The organism is Streptomyces sp. BoleA5, from assembly GCF_000373665.1.
GTDB lineage: Bacteria > Actinomycetota > Actinomycetes > Streptomycetales > Streptomycetaceae > Actinacidiphila.
On the sequence record NZ_KB892110.1, the window covers coordinates 20647 to 40196 of the forward strand.

Genomic DNA, 19550 nt, shown 5'->3' on the forward strand with positions numbered 1-19550 from the left:
ATATTCGCTGCATGGGTGACCTCGTATGCCCGCACCTCCCGCCGCGTGTCCCTCGCCCTGCTGGCCACGACGATGGCCCCCGCAGCCTGCCAGGGCGCGCCGTCCGCCCCGGAGTCCATGGTCGCCACGGGGCGGCCCGCGGCCACCACCGCCCCTAAGGCGTCCTGTGTGGACCGGGTCCTGGCGGCGATGAACGACACGCAGCGCGTGGGCCAGCTCTTCATGGGCGCGGCCCAGCTGCCCACTCCGCCCAAGGCGGACCTCGACGCGATGCGGTCGTACGCCGTCGGGTCGGTGTTCCTCGCGGGCCGCAGCACCTCCGGAGTGACGAAGACCCGGTCCCTGGTGGACGGCCTGCAGAAGTCGCTGGGGGTGACGGTGGCGGGACAGCGCATCGGCCTGCTGGTCTCCACGGACCAGGAGGGCGGCCAGGTGCAGGTCCTCAAGGGCTCCGGCTTCTCCACGATCCCCAGCGGCAAGACCCAGGGCACCTGGTCCGCCGCCACGCTGCGCTCCCGCGCGGAGACCTGGGCGAAGGAGCTGAAGAAGGCGGGCGTCAACGTCAACCTGGCCCCCGTCGCCGACATCGTCCCCACCTCGATCGGCACCGGGAACGCCCCCATCGGCCGCTACGGCCGCCAGTTCGGCTCGACGTCGGGCGTGGTGTCCCCGCACGTCACGGCGTACGTGCAGGGCTCGAAGACGGCCGGGGTGCTGACCACGCCCAAGCACTTCCCCGGCCTCGGCAGCGTCAAGGGCAACACGGACACGACCGCCTCGGTGACGGACACGACGCTGACCCGCACCGGCAGCAACATCGCCCCCTTCCGCGCGGGCATCTCCGCGGGCGCGGGGCTGGTGATGGTCTCACTGGCGACGTACAAGCGCATCGACCCCAAGCACAAGGCCGTCTTCTCGTCGGTGATCGTCGATCAGACCCTCCGCCGCGACCTGGGCTTCAAGGGCGTCATCATCTCCGACGACCTCGGCAAGGCGGCCTCCGCCCAGTCGACGGCGCTCGGCCAGCGCGCCCTGTCCTTTCTGCGCGCCGGCGGCGACCTCACCCTCACCGTCTCCCCCAAGGGCATCCCCACGATGGCCGAGGGCATCCGCTACGCCATGCGCCACGAGCCGAAGGTACGGACGCTGGTCTCCAACAGCGTCCGCCGCGTGCTGACCGCCAAGCAGGCCGCGGGCGTGCTGCGCTGCACGGGCTGACGCCACCGCGTCGGGTCCGCGCGGCCGGTCAGCCGGCCTCGATCCGCGCCGCCAGGGCGGCGAGGATCGAGGCCGGCTCACGGGCGGTGAGCACGGTGTTCACGGACTGGCCGTACTTGTCGCGGAGCTCGAACGCGCTGTCGGGGCGTTTGCGCACGACCGCCGTCGTGGTGTTCACCGACGGCGGCCCCGGGGAGTCCCCGGACACCGCCCTCCCCACTTCGTCCGAGGAACTCCCGGACGCCGTAGGCCGGCTGCCGGACGAGATCGCCGGTGTCTGCAGCGCCCACAGCAGGTTCTCGTCCGCCGGGGGTGTACGCATCGGCTTCCGGAAGCCGTCGCGACGGGTGAAATACCGGCGGCGGCGTCACCTTCGGCCACGGCTCCGGACTCCTTCCCAGGAGAGGCGGTGACGGTGCGTGAGGTCCGCCGCCGGATGGCCGGGGACCGTGGCACCGGGGAACCGGGGGCCGGATCACCACCCGGGGGAACGGCCGGGATGGCGGCGCGGGGCCCGTCGGTGGCACTGTCGAGGCATGGAGCAGCTCTCCCGCAGGCACGTCGCACAGCGCTGGCTGGCCCGTCTGGCCCTGACCGCGGCGGGGGCGGCCGTGGCGCTGCCGCTGGTGGTCGCCGGGCTGCGCAGCATCGCGCTGGTGGCCGCCGCGCTGGGCGGCACCGCGCTGACGGCGGCCGGGGCGTGGTGGGTGCTGACCCGCCGCGGTGTGGCGCGGGCGCTGGCCGTGGTGCTGACCGCCGCGACCCCGCTGGCCGTCCTCGCCTACTACGACCGGGTCAATCTGCTCTGGGTCGTGGCCTCTTCGCTCGGCCTGTGGGCGCTGGCCGTCGCCGCCGGGCGCAGCGCGATGCGCGCCGCCCGGGCCCACGAGGCGCGGCTGAGGGAGCGGATCGCGGCCCGGCCTCGGCGGCCGTTCCTGATCATGAACCCGCGCTCGGGCGGCGGAAAGGTCGGCGACTTCGGACTGAAGGAGAAGGCGGAGGCCCTCGGCGCCCGGGTCGTGCTGCTCGACCCCGACCAACCGCAGGACGTCGCCGAGCTCGCCCGGCGGGCCGCGGACGAGGGCGCCGACCTGCTCGGGGTGGCCGGCGGGGACGGCACGCAGGCCCTGGTGGCCGGGGTGGCGGCCGAGCGGGGACTGCCGTTCCTGGTGATCTGCGCGGGCACCCGCAACCACTTCGCCATGGACCTGGGGCTGGACCGCGCGGACCCCGCGACGTGCCTGGACGCACTCAGGGACGGCGTGGAGCTGCGCGTCGACCTCGGCTACGTGGGCGACCGGCCCTTCGTCAACAACGTGTCGTTCGGCGCCTACGCGGCCGTCGTGCAGAGTCCCGCGTACCGCGACGACAAGGTCGGCACCATCCTGGAGCTCCTGCCCGACCTGCTCACCCACCGCGCCGGGCCCCGGCTGACGGCGACGGCCGGGGACACCGTCATCGACGAGCCGCAGGCCGTGCTGGTGAGCAACAACCCGTACCGGACCGACGACCCGGCCGGGCTCGGCCGCCGGGACCGTCTCGACACCGGTCTGCTGGGGGTGCTGGGGGTCAAGGTCGACAACGCGGCCCAGGCCGCCGGGCTGCTGATGGGCCCCCGGGTCGCCTCCGGGCTCACCGTGGCGACGGCCCGGGAGGTGGTGACCACCGCCGACGCCGCCGAGATCGAGGCGGGCGTGGACGGCGAGGCCCTCGTGCTGCCCACGCCCGTACGCTGCCGGATCAGCCACGGAGCGCTGCGGGTGCGGGTGCCGCGCAGCCGCCCCGGGGTGCCGGCGACGGGCGTCCGCACGGACTGGCGGCGGCTGCGCGAACTCGCGCTGACCATGGGCCGCACGGCCGCCGGCCGCCCGCACCGGCCCGGCGCCTGATCGGGCCGGTGCCGCGCACCCCGGCACCCCGGCACCCCGGACAGCCTCAGCGCCCGATCAGGCTCGAGTCGCGGACCCACCGGCTCCGCCCGGGGCACGACCCGCCGAAGCGGGCGCTCCCCCGGCCGACCGGCCACCGGAGCGCCCGCGTAGGGCGGGCGCGGCTCAGCGTCTGATCAGGCTGGAGTCGCGGACCACCAGTTCCGGCTGGAGCACGACCCGCCGGTGCCGGTGCTCCCGGGCCTGCGGCCCGGTCTCCTCCAGCAGCATCCCGGCGGCCAGCGTGCCCATGTTCGCGGCGGGCTGCCGCACGGAGGTGAGCGGCACGGCCGCCGCGGCCGCGAACTCGATGTCGTCGTAGCCGACGATGGCCATCTCGCCCGGGACGTCCACCCCCGCCGCGTACAGCGCCTGCAGCACCCCGAGGGCGAGCAGGTCGTTGGCGCAGAACACGGCGGTCGGCCGCTCCGGGAGGCCGAGCAGCCGGTGGCCCGCGTCCCGTCCGGCGGCGACGTCCAGCCGCTCCGTGGGCAGTTCGCGCAGGGTCTCCGGCGGCAGTCCGGCCTCCTCCAGGGCCGCGAGGGCGCCCTCGCGCCGGTCCCGGACCTGCTGCAGGTGCCCGGGGCCGGAGACGTACGCGATCCTCCGGTGCCCGGCGGCCGCCAGGTGGCCGACGGCCATCCGGCCACCGGCCACGTCGTCCACGGACACCGAGCACTCGGAGGTGCCCGCCGCGACCCGGTCGACGAGGACGAAGGGGATGCGGTGCCGCCGGAACGCGGCGAGGTTGCCGCCGTCGGCGTCGGCCGGCGTCACCAGCACCCCGCGCACCCGCTGCTCCGCGAAGAGCGACAGGTACGCGGCCTCCTCCCGCGGGCTCTGCGCGCTGTTGCAGACCATCACGCCGAGCCCGGCCTCCCGGGCCGCCCGTTCCGCGCCGCGTGCCACGTCGACGAAGAACGGGTTGCCCATGTCGAGGACGAGCAGGGCCATGATCCTGCTGCGGCCCGCCCGCAACTGCCGTGCGGACTCGCTGCGTACGTACCCCAGCCGGGCGATGGCGCGCTGTACGCGGACCCGGGTCGCCTCGGGGACCGCGTCCGGCCGGTTGATCACATTGGAGACCGTGCCCACGGACACCCCCGCCTCACGGGCGACGTCCTTGATCCCCACCGTGCGGCCCTTCTCCGCCACGCCCGGGCTCTCAGAACTTGAACTGGTCGATGTTGTCCTTGGTGAACACGGTCGGCTTGCCGAGCACCACGACGCCGTCCTTGCCGATGGTGTAGCTGCCCATGTCACCGGCCTTGAAGCTCTGGCCCTCGGCGCCGGAGATCTGGCCGGAGGCCAGGGCGACCGCGGCGTACGAGGCGAGCGAGCCGAGCTTGGCCGGGTCCCACAGCTCGAAGGCGTCGACGGTGCCGTTCTTGACGTAGGCCCGCATGTCGTTGGGCGTGCCGAGGCCGGTCAGCTTGACCTTGCCCTTGTACTTGGAGCCCGCCAGGTACTGGGCCGCGGCCTTGATGCCGACCGTGGTCGGGGAGATGATGCCCTTCAGGTTGGGGTACTGCTGGAGCAGGCCCTGGGTCTGCTGGAAGGACTGCTGGGCGTCGTCGTTGCCGTAGGCGACCTTGACCAGCTTGACGTCCTTGTACTTGGGGTCCTTGAGCTCGTCCTTCATGAAGTCGATCCAGGTGTTCTGGTTCGTGGCGGTCTGCGCCGCCGAGAGGATCGCGATCTCGCCCTTGTAGCCGATCTGCTCGGCGAGCAGCTGCACCTCGGTGCGGCCCAGGTCCTCGGAGCTGGCCTGCGAGACGAACAGGTCGCGGCACTCGGGCTTGGTGTCCGAGTCGTAGGTGACGACCTTGATGCCGTTCTTGCGGGCCTGGTTCAGCGAGGTGCACAGCGCGCCCGGGTCCTGCGCGGAGACGGCGATCGCGTCGACCTGCTGCTGAGTCAGGGTGTTGACGTAGCTCACCTGCCCGGCGGTGTCGGTGCCGCTGCTGGTGCCGACCTCCTTGTAGGAGGAGCCCAGCGCGTCCAGGGCCTGCTTGCCGCCGCCGTCCGCGATGGTGAAGTACGGGTTGTTGACCTGCTTGGGCAGGAAGGCGACGGTCAGGCCCTTCTTGGTCGCCGCGTCGGGGTCGGCCGACGCGGTCGCCTTGGCGCCGCCGCCACCGCTGTCCTTGGAGGAGTTCTTGGTGGTGCCGCCGCAGGCCGTGGCGCCGAGCGCGACGGCCGCGGTCACGGCGACGACGACGGTGGCTCGGCGGGTGAGGGTTCTGGACATGGTGATCCTTTCGCTGCCGGTGCGGGCGCCGGAGTGAGGACGGGAGGTGGTGCGGGGGGTGCTGCGGGGGGTGGTGGTGCCGTGTGACGTGTGCGGGGGGAGCTGGGGGTTCACGAGGCGGCGAGCGCGGCCGGGGCCTTGTCGGCCGACCTCCTGCGCGCCCTGGCCTGCGAGACCTGGCGGCCGATCCTCGGGGCGAGGACGGAGATCACCAGGAGCACGCCGGTGACGACGATCTGGGACTGGGCCGAGACGTTGAGCAGGCTCATGACGTTCTGTCCCGCGCCGAGCAGGAACACACCGGCGATCGCGCCGCCCAGGGTGCCCTTGCCGCCGTCGAAGTCGATGCCGCCGAGCAGGACGCCCGCGATGACGGACAGTTCCAGGCCGGTGGCGTTGTCGTAGCGGGCGCTGGCGTAGTGCAGCGCCCAGAAGACGCCGGTGAGGGAGGAGACCAGGCCGGTCGTGACGAACATCGCCAGCTTCAGCCGCCGCACGCGCACCCCCGCGAACCGGGCCGCCTCCTCCGAGGCGCCGACGGCGAACAGGGAGCGCCCGACGGGGGTCGCGTGCAGCACCAGGACGGCGATCAGCAGCAGCACGGCGAAGGGGATCGCCGCGTACGGGATGAAGGTGCCGTCGATCCGGCCGGCGCCGAAGTCGAGGTACTGCTGCGGGAAGTCGGTGACGGAGTCGGCGCCGAGCACGATCTGCGCGATGCCGCGGTAGGCGGCGAGCGTGCCGATGGTGACGGCGAGCGAGGGCAGGCCGAGCCGGGTCACGAGCAGGCCGTTGACGAGGCCGCACAGGGCGCCGAGGAGCAGGCAGAGCGGGATGATCGTCTCGATCGCCATGCCCCCGTTCCACAGCGCGCCCATCACGGCGCCGGACAGGCCGGCGGTCGAGCCGACGGACAGGTCGATCTCGCCGGAGACGACGAGCATGGTCATCGGCAGCGCGATGAGCGCGATCGGCAGGGTGTTGCCGATCAGGAAGGACACGTTCAGGGCGTTGCCGAAGTTCTCCACGAAGGAGAAGGAGCAGATCAGCAGGACGACGAGCAGGGCGCCGACCGCGGTGTCCCAGCGCACCGCGCCGCCGAGGCGGGCGAGCGGGGCGGGGGCCTTGGTGGTCTCAGGCATGGTGGGCACTCCTCATCTGTGCGGCCCGCTTGCGGAGGACGCCGGCCACCCGCAGCGCCACGATCCGGTCGACGGCGATGGCGAGCAGGAGCAGGACTCCGTCGATGGCCAGCACCCACACCGAGCTGACGCCGATGGAGGGCAGGACGCTGTTGATCGAGGTCAGCAGCAGGGCGCCGAGGGCGGCGCCGTACACGGTGCCGGAGCCGCCGGTGAAGGCGACGCCGCCGACCACCACGGCGCTGACGACGGTCAGTTCGTAGCCGTTGCCGGTGCCGGAGTCGACGTTGCCGAACCGGGCGAGGTAGAGCGCGCCGGCGAGTCCGGCGAGCGCCCCGCACACGACGTACGCGGTGAGGATCCGCTTGCGGACCGGTACACCGGCCAGCCTTGCGGCCTCGGGGCTGGAGCCCAGCGCGTACAGGTCGCGGCCGCCGCGGTAGCTGCGCAGGTAGTAGCCGGCCGCGACCAGCACCGCGAGCGTCAGCAGCGCGAGGTAGGGGATCACCGACAGGCCGTCGTGGCCGAAGTCGACGAAGCTCTCCGGCAGGTCGTTCGCGGTGATCTGGCGGGAGCCGACCCAGATGGAGTCGATGCCGCGGATGATGTAGAGCGTGCCCAGGGTCACCACGAGCGCGGGGACCTGACCCAGGCTCACCAGCAGGCCGTTCAGCAGGCCGAAGAGCACGCCGAGTCCGACGGCGATGAGCACGGCGAGAAGCGGGTTGCCGCCGCCGTGCAGGTAGGTGCCGGCCGCGAAGGCCGAGATGCCGAGCACCGAGCCGACCGACAGGTCGACGTTGCGGGTGATCACGACCATGGCCTGGCCGACGGCGACGAGCACGAGGATGGTGGCGTTCAGCAGGAGGTCCTTGACGCCCTGCTGGGAGAGGAACTCGCTGTTGTAGATCTGGGTCGCGGCCAGCATGACCACGAGCACGGCGAGCACGGCGAGCGCCCGCAGTTTCAGCACCCGGTCCAGGAAGCGGCGGGACGCGGTCGGTTCGTCCGCGGCGATCTGCTGCGGGGTGTCGGCGGTCACGGTCACGCCGCCCTCCTCACGCGGCCGGTGGCCGCCGCCATCACGGATTCCTCGGTCGCCTCCGACCTGGGGATCTCGGCCGTCAGCCGTCCTTCGTGCATCACCAGGACGCGGTCCGCCATGCCGAGGATCTCCGGCAGGTCGGAGGAGATCATCAGTACGGCCACGCCCTCGGCCGCGAGCCGCGACAGCAGCCGGTGCACCTCGGCCTTGGTGCCGACGTCGATGCCGCGCGTGGGCTCGTCGACGATCAGCACCCCGGGCGCGGTGGCGAGCCACTTGGCGAGGACGACCTTCTGCTGGTTGCCGCCCGAGAGGGTGCCGACGACGTCGGCCAGCCGGGCGTACTTCACCTGGAGCCGCACGGCCCAGTCCAGGGCGCGGCTGCGCTCGGCGCGACGGCTCATCAGACCGCCCTTGGTGGTGGCGGCGAAGCCGGTCAGGCCGATGTTGCGCTCGATGGACATGTCCATCACCAGGCCCTGGGCCCGGCGGTCCTCGGGGACCAGCGCGATGCCCGCGGCCATGGCCAGGCTGGGCGCGCCGCCGCGCAGCGGCTTGCCGTCGACGACGACCTCGCCGGCGTCCCGGCGGTCCACACCGAAGATGGCCCGGGCGACCTCGCTGCGCCCGGCGCCGACGAGGCCCGCCAGGCCGACGATCTCACCGCGGCGCACCTCGAAGGAGACGTCGGTGAAGACGCCTTCGCGGGTGAGCCGGCGCACGCTGAGGGCGACCTCGCCGATCTCGGCGTCCTGCTTGGGGTAGAGCTCGTCCAGGTCGCGGCCGACCATGCGGCGCACCAGGTCGTCCTCGGTGAGCCCGTCGAGGGGCTCACTCGCGATCCACGCGCCGTCCCGCAGGGTGGTGACCCGCTGGCAGAGGGCGAAGATCTCCTCGAGGCGGTGGGAGATGAACAGGACCGCGGCGCCCTGCTCGCGCAGGGACTTGACGACGCCGAAGAGCCGGGAGACCTCGCTGCCGGTGAGTGCGGCGGTCGGCTCGTCCATGATCAGGACACGGGCGTCGAAGGAGAGCGCCTTGGCGATCTCCACCAACTGCTGGTCGGCGATGGACAGTCCGCGGGCCGGCTGCTCCGGGTCGAGGTCCACGCCGAGGCGGCGGAAGAGGTCGGCCGCGGCCTCGCGCACGGCCTTGTGGTCGACCCTGCCGAGCGAACGGCGCGGCTGCCGGCCGACGAAGATGTTCTCGGCCACCGACAGGTCGGGGAAGAGCGTGGGCTCCTGGTAGATGACGGCGACCCCCGCGTCACGGGCGTCCCCCGGGCCGTGGAACTCCACGGGCCGGCCGTCGAGCAGCACCGTGCCCGTGTCCGGGCGGTGCACACCCGCGAGGGTCTTGATCAGTGTCGACTTGCCGGCGCCGTTCTCGCCCGCCAGGGCGTGGGCCTCACCGGCGTGCAGCCGGAGCGACACACCGCGCAGTGCGCGAACGGCACCGAAGGACTTGCTCACCCCCTCGAGCGCGAGCACCGGAGTGGTCTCCGGTTCGGGGTGCGTCATTGCGCCCTCCTGCTATGAAATGTTTCAACGGAGTTGCCGGGAAGCTAGCCCCGCCCTGCGGAGGCGTCAAGAGCCGCCGCCTCGCCCCCCTGACCTGCACCCTCGCGAAACCCGCAGGTAACAGCCCTGACAACACCGCACGAACAGCAACAACGCGCTTTCGTGGGACGGATGACACGATTCAATAACGGGGATCCGGACCGGCAGACCCCTTGACGACCCGCGGTGGACGTGGATAGCTTCACAGCCGAATGAATCGATTCACTGGAAGCCCGGTCCACTGAGCCGATTCACCGAGCCATCCGAGGTGGACATGCCTGACATCGCAGCCGTCAAGGCCGCACTCACAGCCCAGCGGATCGAGACGCCGTCCTGGGGTTACGGCAATTCCGGCACCCGTTTCAAGGTCTTCGCCCAGGCCGGGGTGCCCCGTGACCCGTACGAGAAGCTCGACGACGCGGCCAAGGTGCACGAGTTCACCGGCGTCGCCCCCAAGGTGGCCCTGCACATCCCCTGGGACCGGGTGGAGGACTACACCGCGCTCGGCGCCCACGCCAAGGAGCGCGGCCTGGAGCTCGGCGCGATCAACTCCAACGTCTTCCAGGACGACGACTACAAGCTCGGCAGCGTCTGCCACCCCGACCCCCGGGTCCGCCGCAAGGCCACGGACCACCTGCTGGAGTGCGTCGACATCATGGACGCCACCGGCTCGAGCGACCTCAAGCTCTGGTTCTCCGACGGCACCAACTACCCCGGCCAGGACGACATCGTGGGCCGTCAGGAGCGGCTCGCCGAGGCCCTGGCCGAGGTCTACGAGCGTCTCGGCGACGACCAGCGGATGCTGCTGGAGTACAAGCTCTTCGAGCCGGCGTTCTACACCACCGACGTCCCGGACTGGGGCACCGCCTACGCGCACTGCCTCAAGCTCGGCCCCAAGGCGCAGGTCGTCGTCGACACCGGTCACCACGCGCCGGGCACGAACATCGAGTTCATCGTCGCCTTCCTGCTGAGCCAGGGGAAGCTCGGCGGGTTCGACTTCAACTCCCGCTTCTACGCCGACGACGACCTGATGGTCGGCGCCGCCGACCCCTTCCAGCTCTTCCGGATCCTGCACGAGGTCGCCAGGAACCGCGGCCTCGAGGCCGAGACCGGCGTGGCCTTCATGCTCGACCAGTGCCACAACATCGAGGCCAAGATCCCCGCCGTCATCCGCTCGGTGATGAACGTCCAGGAGGCCACCGCCAAGGCACTCCTGGTGGACCTCGACGCCCTGGGCGAGGCGCAGCGCTCCGGTGACGTCCTCGCCGCCAACGCCGCCCTGATGGACGCGTACAACACCGACGTGCGGCCGCTGCTGCGCGAGGTGCGCGAGGAGCGGGGCCTGGCCCCAGACCCCGTCGCCGCCTACCACGCCTCCGGCTGGCAGGAGCACATCGTCGCCGACCGCGTCGGCGGCACCCAGGCCGGCTGGGGCGCGTAGGCACCGCCGTCCCGCTCCTCCTCGTTCCTCCCCTCCCGAAGGACACCCCCATGGCATCCGCCACCCATCCGGAAGTCGCCGCACTGCTGGAGCGCGCCCACCGCCTGGGCGCCGACCCGCGCAACACCAACTACGCCGGGGGCAACGCCTCCGCCAAGGCCACCGCCACCGATCCCGTCACCGGCGGCGCCGTGGACCTGATGTGGGTCAAGGGCTCGGGCGGCGACCTGGGCACGCTCACCGAGGCCGGCCTCGCCGTGCTGCGGCTGGACCGGCTGCGCGCCCTGACCGCCGTCTACCCGGGCCCCGAGCGCGAGGACGAGATGGTCGCGGCGTTCGACTACTGCCTGCACGGCAAGGGCGGCGCCGCCCCGTCCATCGACACGGCCATGCACGGCCTCGTCGACGCCGCCCACGTCGACCACCTGCACCCCGACTCGGGCATCGCGCTGGCCTGCGCCGCGGACGGCGAGAAGCTCACCCAGGAGTGCTTCGGCGACAAGGTCGCCTGGGTGCCGTGGCGCCGCCCCGGCTTCCAGCTCGGCCTCGACATCGCCGCCGTCAAGGAGGCCAACCCGCGGGCCGTCGGGGTGATCCTGGGCGGTCACGGCATCACCGCCTGGGGCGAGACCTCCGAGGAGTGCGAGCGCAACGCACTGTGGATCATCCGCACCGCCGAGGAGTTCCTGCAGCGCCACGGCAGGCGGGACCCGTTCGGCGCGCCGCTGGCCGGCTGGGAGCCGCTGCCGGAGGCCGAGCGCCGGGCCCGGGCCGCCGCCCTCGCCCCGGTCCTGCGGGCGATCTCCTCCCAGGACCGTCCGCAGGTCGGCCACTTCACCGACTCCGCGCCCGTCCTGGACTTCCTCGCGCACGCCGAGCACCCCCGGCTGGCCGCGCTCGGCACCTCCTGCCCGGACCACTTCCTGCGCACCAAGGTCCGCCCCCTCGTCCTCGACCTGCCCCCGACGGCACCGCTCGAGGACGCCGTGGCCCGCCTGCGGGAGCTGCACACCGCCTACCGCGCCGACTACCAGGCCTACTACGACCGGCACGCCACCGAGGACTCCCCCGCCATCCGCGGCGCGGACCCGGCGATCGTCCTCGTTCCCGGCGTCGGCATGTTCAGCTACGGCAAGGACAAGCAGACCGCGCGCGTCGCGGGCGAGTTCTACGTCAACGCGATCAACGTGATGCGCGGCGCCGAGGCCGTCTCCGCCTACGCCCCGATCGACGAGGCGGAGAAGTTCCGCATCGAGTACTGGGCGCTGGAGGAGGCCAAGCTCCAGCGGATGCCGAAGCCCAAGCCGCTGGCCACCCGTATCGCCCTGGTCACCGGGGCCGGTTCGGGCATCGGCAAGGCCATCGCGCACCGCCTCGTGGCGGAGGGCGCCTGCGTGGTCGTCGCCGACCTCGACGCGGACAACGCGCGGGCCGTCGCGAAGGACCTGGGCGGCCCGGACCGCGCGGTCGCGGTCACCGTGGACGTCACCAGCGAGGACGCCATCCGGGCCGCCTTCGACGAGGCCCTGCTGGCCTTCGGCGGCGTCGACCTGGTGGTCAACAACGCGGGCATCTCCGTCTCCAAGCCCCTGCTGGAGACCACCGCCCGCGACTGGGACCTCCAGCACGACATCATGGCCCGCGGCTCCTTCCTCGTCTCCCGCGAGGCGGCCCGCGTGCTCATCGCGCAGAAACTCGGCGGCGACATCGTCTACATCGCCTCCAAGAACGCGGTCTTCGCCGGCCCCAACAACATCGCCTACTCCGCCACCAAGGCCGACCAGGCGCACCAGGTCCGCCTGCTGGCCGCCGAACTCGGCGAGCACGGCATCCGCGTCAACGGCGTCAACCCCGACGGGGTCGTCCGCGGCTCGGGCATCTTCTCCTCGGGCTGGGGCGCCCAGCGCGCCGCGACGTACGGGGTGCCGGAGGAGAAGCTCGGCGAGTTCTACGCCCAGCGCACCATCCTCAAGCGCGAGGTGCTCCCCGAGCACGTCGCCAACGCGGTGTTCGCCCTGACGGGCGGCGAACTGACGCACACCACGGGCCTGCACGTCCCGGTCGACGCGGGCGTGGCCGCGGCCTTCCTGCGCTGACGCCGTCCGCACCACGCGGGGGAGCCGGCCGGCCGGCTCCCCCGCACCCGTACCACCCACCGAACCCCCCGCGGTGCGCCGCGCCGCACCGACCGCACCCGTCGCTCCGACCCGAACGACCAGAACACGAGGGGCCCACGTGCCATTCGCCGCCATCGACCTCGGCGCCACCAGCGGCCGCGTCATCCTCGGCCGGGTGGGCCCGGACCACCTCGCCCTCGACGAGGTGCACCGCTTCGCCAACACCCCCGTCCGGCTGCCCACCGGACTGCACTGGGACGTCCTCGCCCTGTTCCGGGAGAGCCTGGACGGCCTGCGCCTGGCGGCCCGGGCCGGTGACGGCGTCACGTCGGTCGGCATCGACAGCTGGGCCGTCGACTACGGGCTGCTCGACGCGGACGGCGCCCTGCTCGGGATCCCCCACCACTACCGCGACAGCAGGACGGAGCACGTCGCAGGCCGCGTCAGGGACGACATCGGCCCGCAGGAGCTGTACGGGGTCACCGGGTTGCAGCATCTGCCCTTCAACACGGTCTTCCAGCTGGCGGCGGCCCGCGAGGGCGCGCAGCTCGCCGCCGCGCGGACGCTGCTGATGATCCCCGACCTGCTCACCCACTGGCTCACCGGCGCCATCGGCGCCGAGGAGACCAACGCCTCCACCACCGGCCTCTTCGACGCGCGCACGGCGACCTGGTCGGAGGAACTCCTCGGCCGGCTCGGCATCGAGCGGGGCCTGCTGCCGCCGCTGCGCCGCCCGGGCACCCACGCCGGCACGCTGCTGCCCCACGTGGCCGCGTACACCGGGCTTCCGGCGGACACCGCTGTCGTCACCGTCGCCTCGCACGACACCGCCTCCGCGGTGGCGGCGGTCCCGGCCACGGGGCCGCACTTCGCCTACATCTCCTGCGGCACCTGGTCGCTGGCGGGTCTCGAGCTGGAGGCCCCGGTCCTCACGGAGGCCTCGCGACTCGCCAACTTCACCAACGAGCGCGGCATCGACGGCACCATCCGCTACCTGCGCAACATCATGGGCATGTGGCTGCTGGAGGAGTGCCGCCGCACCTGGGAGCAGCGGGGGGAGGGCCTGCCCCTGCAGGAACTGCTCGCCGTGGCCGCGGCCGCCGAGCCCTTCGCGGCCCTCATCGACCCGGACGACCCCGGGTTCCTGGCGCCCGGCGACATGCCGGCCCGGATCCTTGCCTTCTGCCTCCGGACCGGCCAGAGGCCCCCGCAGTCGCACGGGGCGGTCGTCCGCTGCATCCTGGAGAGCCTCGCCCTGGCCCACCGCCGCACCCTGCGCGAGGCCGCCGAACTCGCTGGCCGGGACATCCACCGCGTGCACCTCATGGGCGGCGGCTCCCGCAACGAACTGCTGTGCCGGTTCACGGCCGACGCCACCGGCCTCCCGGTCGTCGCGGGCCCCACCGAGGCCACGGCCCTGGGCAACATCCTCGTCCAGGCCCGCGCCCACGGCGCCGTCGGCGACGGTCCCGACGGACTGGCGGCGATGCGCGCCCTGGTCGCGGCCACCCAGCCGCTGCGCACGTACGAGCCGGCCGCGGACGGCCGGGCCTGGGACGCGGCCGCGGCGCGGCTGGCGGAGTTCGGCGCGGCGCGGCGGCCCTGAGGGGCGGCGCCGCGTTCAGCCCGCCGAGCGGGTGACCTCGGCGCCCTGGCGCAGGGCACGCGGGATCTCGGCGATCTCGTCGACGGTCGCGATCAGTGCCTCGGCCCTGCTACTGCGAGGGGAACTGCGAGCTGAAGTCGGCCGTGTCGGACGCCGGGGGCGCGGTGACGGCCTTGGTGCCGCCGAACTTGAGGAAGTCGATGGTCACCTTCGCCTTGCCCATGACCTGGACCATGCGCACCGGCAGCTCCTTGCCGTCCACCCAGACGTCGATCGTGATCTCGTCCAGCGGCCCGGTGGCGGAGTTGAAGATGCTCTTCTCCTCGGAGGACGAGAGCGACTTCCCCAGGTTGCCCAGGCGGCTCTTGTCGAGGGTCGCCCGGTAGTGACGGGCCTCGCGGCCGCGGATCGACTGCTCCCCGAGGTCCTCGACGTCCTTGGTCAGCCCGATGTAGCGCAGCCCCGCTGTCGGGTCCCCGCTCTTCGCGACCGCGGCGGCGCCCGCCTTGCCGAGGACCGCCGAGACGTCGACACGCAGCCAGTGCTTGCCCTTCAGCAGGCCGGCGGGCTGCGGGTCGACGTTGTAGTAGTAGGCGCCGTCCACCATCAGCGCCCGCAGCTCGGGGTCGTCCTGCAGCGGCTGCATCTGAGCCGCCGAGGTGTCCATCATGACGTCGTACGCGACGCCCTTCCCCCAGGAGTAGGTGCCCTTCATCGTGATGGGGCTGCCCTGACCCAGGTCGGTCGACATGTCGACCTTGGCCGAGCCGACCTTCTCCGTCTGGCTGGTGACGCGGGAGAGGATCTGGGCGATCGAGTCCGTCCTGCTCACGGCGTCCGCGGTGTCGCGCGCGGCGCCGCAGCCCGCCGTCGCGGCCAGCGCGACGGCGGCGGCCCCCACCGTGGCGGCCACGCGTATCCGCCGCTTCTGCCTCATGTACTTGGTCCCGCTGCTCATGCTGCCCACCCCTGGGTCGTTCGTGGTCGATCTTGTGTGTTCGCTGTGGACGGTATCGCGGACGGCTGACAGCGCTAGACGCCCGTGGTGCCGTCGACGAGTTCGCGCAGGACGTCGAGGTGGCCGTTGTGGCGGGAGGTCTCCTCCACGAGGTGCAGCAGGATCCACCGAAGGTTGGGGTGGCGGCCGTCGCGGATGGGGCGCCTGGCGACGGCGTCCAGGTCGAGCCCGGCGACGAGTTCGCGGTAACGGGCGGTGTGCGCCTCGTAGTCGGCCAGCACGTCGGCGAGAGGGAGGTCCACGGCGATCCGCATCTCGCGGTCGGGGTCCTCCTCCGTCCAGGGGCCCTCGTCCTCGCCGCCGAGGAAGACCACCTCGAACCAGTAGTACTCGACCCAGCGGAGGTGGTTGACCAGTCCGCTGATCGTCATCAGCGGCGAAGCCGGGAGCGGGGCGCTGCGGGCGTGCTCGGGCGTGACGCCCTCGCACTTGGCGCGGGCGGTGTCACGGGCGTAGTCGAGGAGGGTCGTCAGCGCGGAGCGCTCGTCCCAGGCGGTGGGTGTGTCGGTTCTCGTCATCGCCGGAATGCTGTCGGGAGCGAGGGCGGCATGTCCACCGATTAACCGGGGGGCGCCCCACGGCGTCCCCCTGACAGCGGATGTCAGCGGAGAGCGGGACCATCGGTCCCCGTGACCACCACCGGACGCACTCAACGACTCCTCCTGCCCGCCGTGTTCATCACCTCCCTGGGCAACAACATCCAGCTGATCGCCGCGGCCCTGCTGATCGTGCGCGCCGAGGGCTCGGTGCTCGACGTGGGCTGGCTGTTCATCGCCGTCGCCGTCCCCCAGGCCGTGCTGTCGCCGTTGGCCGGCCGGATGGCCGACCGCTTCGACCGGCGGGCGCTGTGGGCGGGCTGCGACCTGCTCAGCGCCGTCGTCGCCCTGGCGCTGGCGCTCGGGACGGCACCGGGCCGGCCGCTCGGGGCGGTCGTCTACGGCAGCAACCTCGCGCTGGCGGTGGCGTCCGCGCTCTTCGTGCCGGTGAGCGCGGCACTGATCAGGGAACGCGTGCCCGAGGACCGGCTGCGGCGGTTCAACGCCCGGTACGAGATGGCTTTGCAGAGCGGCATGCTGCTGTCGGCGGCGGTGGGCGGTATCGCCCTGCAGTACGCCGGGCCCGCCCCGCTGTTCGTCTTCAACGCGGCGACCTTCGTGGCCTCCGCCGTCCTCGTCCTGGCGACCGGGCGCGGGCCGGGGCGCTCCGCCGCCGTGGGCTCCGCCGCAGCGGTCCCCACGGCGCGGCCGGTCCCCTCGCGGGGGCCGCACGGGCCGCTGGTCGTACTGTACGCCCAGGGCAGTGCGGTGGTGACCGTCTTCAACGCCCTGATGCCGGTGCTGGTCATCGCCGAACTGCACCGGGGCCCGGCCGTCGTCGGCGCGGTGGACGCGCTCGGAGGCGCCGGCTTCCTGCTGGCGGCGGCCGCTTACCGGCGGACGGGCGCCCGGCTGGGGGATCTGCGGCTCGCGTTCGCCGGCTTCACGGTCTGCGCCCTGCTGTTCGCGCTGCAGCCCCGGTGCGGGGTGACGGGGCTGCTGCTGCTCGTCCCGGCCGGGGCGTTCGTCTTCGGGCAGGCGCGCATCGCCTCGCGGACGCTGCTGATGACGGCGGTCGACGAGGGCCGCGTGGGGCGGGCCTTCGGGACGGCGAACGCCTACGGGCTCGCCGCGACCGTGGCCGTGATGCTCGGGACCTCGGCGGTGACGGCCCGCGCCGGGGTGCCGACCGGCTTCGCGGCGGTCGCCGGTCTCAGCGCGCTGACGTCCGCGGGGGCGGCGGTGTGGCTCGCGGCGGCGCGTAGAGCGCGGCCAGCGCCCGCGCCGACTCCGCCAGCGACTCCCGCAGCGGATCGGGCGCCAGGACTTCCAGGTCGGCGCCGAGCCTGAGGAACTCGCCGTGCGCGTGCGCGACCGACTCGATGGGCACACGGGCGCGGACCCAGCCGTCCGGCTCCCGCTCGCCGTCCTCTGCCACCGCCCGCGCCACGGCGCGCGACAGCAGCGCGGGCAGCCGTTCGGCCCCGCGCGGCGACAGCCGGATCAGCGCCTGCTCCCGGTGGAGCCGCGCGTGGAATCCGGCGAGGTACTCCCGCCAGTACCCGGCGAGGTCGAAGCCGGGCGGGGTCGCGAACGTCTCGTCGAGGACGCGCACCTCGAGCATCCGGTCCACGCGGTACGTGCGCCGCTCGCGGCCGTCGTGGGCCACCACGTACCAGCGGCCCGCCTTGAGCACCAGGCCGTAGGGCTCGAGTCTGCGATCGGTCTCGGCGGGCTCCCGCCACCGTCGGTAGCGCACCCGGACCGCCTGCCGGTTCCACACGGCGTCGGCGACGACGGGCAGATGCGGCACCTGCTCGTCGGAGCCGTACCAGCCGGGCGCGTCCAGCAGGAAGCGCTCGCGCACCCGCTCCGCCCGCTCCCGCAGCGCCGGCGGCAACGCGGCGCTGATCTTCAGCCGGGCCGCCGCCGCTGCCTCCCCGAGTCCCAGCTGCGCGGCCGGATCGGGGAGCGCGGCCAGGAACCAGGCCTGCGTCTCGTCGGCGGTCAGGCCCGTCAGCCGGGTGCGGTACCCGTCGAGGAGCCGGTAACCGCCCTCGTGCCCGGCGTCGCCGTAGAGCGGGATGCCCGCCTCGTGCAGCGACTGGACGTCCCGGTAGACGGTGCGTACGGACACCTCCAGCTCCTCCGCCAGCTCCGCGGCGGTCATCCGGCCCCGCGACTGGAGGAGCAGGAGGAGGGACACCAGCCGGCTCGCGCGCATGGCGGCCAGTATCGCCGCCGCCACCGACAGTCGCCCCGGGCGCAGGCATGGGGCGGCCGTGGCCGCTACGGCGGCACCCCGCCGATCCAGCTGCGGCTCATGCGCGACCGCACCCTGATCTGCGAGGTCTCCGACGGCAGCAGTACCGCCCCGCACCTGCGCCGTGCCCTGTCCGACGACGAGGGCGGCCGCGGCCTGCCGCTGGTCGCGCAGTTGAGTCGGGCCTGGGGGACCCGGCAGACCTCCGCGGGCAAGACCATCTGGGCCGAACAGGCGTTTCCCCCGGCCGGGCGATGAGCGGCGGCACGTCCGGGTTCCCCGCGTCGCGCCGACCCTGACGAGGTGTCAGTCTCGGATGCATGACCGCTCGCTTCCCCGTGTCCGCCCTGCACTGGACGGTCCTCGTCCCGGCGTTCTCGGTGGTCCTGCTGGCCCTCACATGGGGGCGTGTGCTGCCGGTGGCCGTGGTCGTGGTCGTCGCGGTCTTCCTGGCCGCGGCGGTGCTCGCCGCCGTCCACCACGCGGAGGTGGTGGCGCACCGGGTGGGCGAGCCCTACGGCGCGCTCGTGCTGGCGGTGGCGGTGACCGTGATCGAGGTGGCCCTGATCCTCACCCTGACGGCGGACGGCGGCCCGAAGAGCGCCGGCCTGGCCCGCGACACCGTCTTCGCGGCGGTCATGATCACCTGCAACGGCATCATGGGGCTCTGTCTGCTGGTGGGGGCGCTGCGCCGGCGGGTGGCGGTCTTCAACCCGGAGGGCACGGGCGCCTCCCTGGCGACGGTGGCGACGCTGGCCACCCTGAGCCTGGTGCTGCCGACGTTCACCACCAGCACCCCGGGCCCGCGGTTCTCCACCGCCCAGCTCACCTTCGCCGCCCTGGCGTCGCTGGTGCTGTACGGCCTGTTCGTGGCGACGCAGACGGTGCGGCACCGGGCGTACTTCCTGCCGGTCAAGCCGGGCGGCGAGGTGATCGACGTCTCGGAGGACGACACCGTCCCGCCGACCACCCGCGCCGCGCTGTTCAGCCTGGCGCTGCTGGTGGTGGCGCTGATCGCGGTCGTGGGGCTGGCCAAGGTGGAGTCGCCGACGATCGAGCAGGGCGTGCAGTACGCCGGTCTGCCCTCGTCCTTCGTCGGCGTCGTCATCGCCCTGCTGGTGCTGCTGCCCGAGACCATCGCCGCGGTCCGCGCGGCCGCCCGCGACCGTGTGCAGACCAGCCTCAACCTGGCGCTCGGCTCGGCGATGGCGAGCATCGGGCTGACGATCCCGGCGGTCGCGGTGGCGTCGCTCTGGATGTCCGGCCCGCTGCTGCTGGGGCTGGGGTCGACGCACATGGTGCTGCTGGCGATCACCGTCGCCGTCGGCACGCTGACGGTGATACCGGGACGTGCCACCCCCCTGCAGGGCGCGGTGCACCTGTCACTGCTGGCGGCGTACGTGGTGCTCGCGATCAGCCCGTGAGC

The 19550-nt window shown here is 73.1% G+C and carries 15 protein-coding genes and 2 pseudogenes; 8 read left to right on the forward strand and 9 right to left on the reverse strand.

What is annotated here, in order from left to right; genetic code table 11:
* The first annotated feature begins 15 nt into the window (after positions 1-15).
* Positions 16-1218: a glycoside hydrolase family 3 N-terminal domain-containing protein gene (locus B085_RS43530; protein ID WP_234018641.1), complete on the forward strand. Its 1203-nt coding sequence runs from the start codon at positions 16-18 to the stop codon at positions 1216-1218.
* A 28-nt stretch (positions 1219-1246) separates the two neighbouring features.
* Here B085_RS43530 and B085_RS0122990 read toward each other — a convergent pair whose 3' ends face one another.
* On the reverse strand, positions 1247-1540 hold the full coding sequence (locus tag B085_RS0122990) for a hypothetical protein (RefSeq protein ID WP_018560947.1): 294 nt from the start codon (positions 1538-1540) through the stop codon (positions 1247-1249).
* A 214-nt stretch (positions 1541-1754) separates the two neighbouring features.
* Between B085_RS0122990 and B085_RS0122995 the strand changes: the two genes are divergently transcribed.
* Positions 1755-3107 carry a diacylglycerol kinase family protein gene (locus tag B085_RS0122995; RefSeq protein WP_018560948.1) on the forward strand — a complete coding sequence of 451 codons (1353 nt, stop codon included), beginning with the start codon at positions 1755-1757 and terminating at the stop codon, positions 3105-3107.
* Between the two features lie 165 nt (positions 3108-3272).
* On the opposite strand, the gene B085_RS0123000 is transcribed toward B085_RS0122995, so the two are convergent.
* From B085_RS0123000 to B085_RS0123020, 5 genes are all read right to left on the reverse strand, one after another.
* Positions 3273-4301, reverse strand: a complete 1029-nt coding sequence (locus B085_RS0123000) for a LacI family DNA-binding transcriptional regulator (protein WP_018560949.1) — start codon at positions 4299-4301, stop codon at positions 3273-3275.
* A 10-nt stretch (positions 4302-4311) separates the two neighbouring features.
* Positions 4312-5397 carry a rhamnose ABC transporter substrate-binding protein gene (gene rhaS / locus B085_RS0123005; RefSeq protein WP_018560950.1) on the reverse strand — a complete coding sequence of 362 codons (1086 nt, stop codon included), beginning with the start codon at positions 5395-5397 and terminating at the stop codon, positions 4312-4314.
* 110 nt (positions 5398-5507) lie between these two features.
* The gene (locus B085_RS0123010) at positions 5508-6539 is read right to left on the reverse strand and encodes an ABC transporter permease (RefSeq protein ID WP_018560951.1); all 1032 of its coding nucleotides are present in this window, start codon (positions 6537-6539) and stop codon (positions 5508-5510) included.
* Positions 6532-7581 (reverse strand): ABC transporter permease, encoded by a 1050-nt coding sequence (locus B085_RS0123015; RefSeq protein ID WP_051102146.1) that lies wholly within the window; start codon positions 7579-7581, stop codon positions 6532-6534. Before B085_RS0123015 ends, B085_RS0123010 begins: the two co-directional genes overlap by 8 nt.
* Before the next feature lie 2 nt (positions 7582-7583).
* A complete protein-coding gene (locus tag B085_RS0123020) occupies positions 7584-9104 on the reverse strand; it encodes a sugar ABC transporter ATP-binding protein (RefSeq protein WP_018560953.1) in 1521 nt (506 codons plus the stop codon).
* A 313-nt stretch (positions 9105-9417) separates the two neighbouring features.
* On the opposite strand from B085_RS0123020, the gene rhaI reads away from it, so the two are divergent.
* From rhaI to B085_RS0123035, 3 genes are all read left to right on the forward strand, one after another.
* Complete coding sequence (gene rhaI, locus B085_RS0123025; RefSeq protein WP_026251338.1) at positions 9418-10584, forward strand: L-rhamnose isomerase; 1167 nt, start codon at positions 9418-9420, stop codon at positions 10582-10584.
* Positions 10585-10634: 50 nt separating this feature from the next.
* The gene (locus tag B085_RS0123030) at positions 10635-12680 is read left to right on the forward strand and encodes a bifunctional rhamnulose-1-phosphate aldolase/short-chain dehydrogenase (protein WP_018560955.1); all 2046 of its coding nucleotides are present in this window, start codon (positions 10635-10637) and stop codon (positions 12678-12680) included.
* 139 nt (positions 12681-12819) lie between these two features.
* Positions 12820-14307, forward strand: a complete 1488-nt coding sequence (locus B085_RS0123035; RefSeq protein WP_018560956.1) for a rhamnulokinase — start codon at positions 12820-12822, stop codon at positions 14305-14307.
* A gap of 109 nt (positions 14308-14416) precedes the next feature.
* Here B085_RS0123035 and B085_RS0123040 read toward each other — a convergent pair whose 3' ends face one another.
* On the reverse strand, positions 14417-15265 hold the full coding sequence (locus B085_RS0123040) for a hypothetical protein (RefSeq protein ID WP_234018642.1): 849 nt from the start codon (positions 15263-15265) through the stop codon (positions 14417-14419).
* A 74-nt stretch (positions 15266-15339) separates the two neighbouring features.
* The gene (locus B085_RS0123045; RefSeq protein WP_018560958.1) at positions 15340-15843 is read right to left on the reverse strand and encodes a DinB family protein; all 504 of its coding nucleotides are present in this window, start codon (positions 15841-15843) and stop codon (positions 15340-15342) included.
* A gap of 111 nt (positions 15844-15954) precedes the next feature.
* Here B085_RS0123045 and B085_RS47330 point away from each other — a divergent pair.
* A pseudogene (locus B085_RS47330) lies at positions 15955-16965 on the forward strand (MFS transporter); the annotation flags it as partial.
* Positions 16966-17074: 109 nt separating this feature from the next.
* On the opposite strand, the gene B085_RS0123055 reads toward B085_RS47330, so the two are convergent.
* Positions 17075-18085, reverse strand: a complete 1011-nt coding sequence (locus tag B085_RS0123055) for a helix-turn-helix transcriptional regulator (RefSeq protein WP_051102147.1) — start codon at positions 18083-18085, stop codon at positions 17075-17077.
* A 72-nt stretch (positions 18086-18157) separates the two neighbouring features.
* Between B085_RS0123055 and B085_RS0123060 the strand changes: the two are divergent.
* Both B085_RS0123060 and B085_RS0123065 read left to right on the forward strand, forming a co-directional pair.
* Positions 18158-18382, forward strand: a pseudogene (locus B085_RS0123060) (ATP-binding protein); the annotation flags it as partial.
* 62 nt (positions 18383-18444) lie between these two features.
* On the forward strand, positions 18445-19548 hold the full coding sequence (locus tag B085_RS0123065) for a calcium:proton antiporter (RefSeq protein WP_018560962.1): 1104 nt from the start codon (positions 18445-18447) through the stop codon (positions 19546-19548).
* Positions 19549-19550 lie beyond the last annotated feature (2 nt).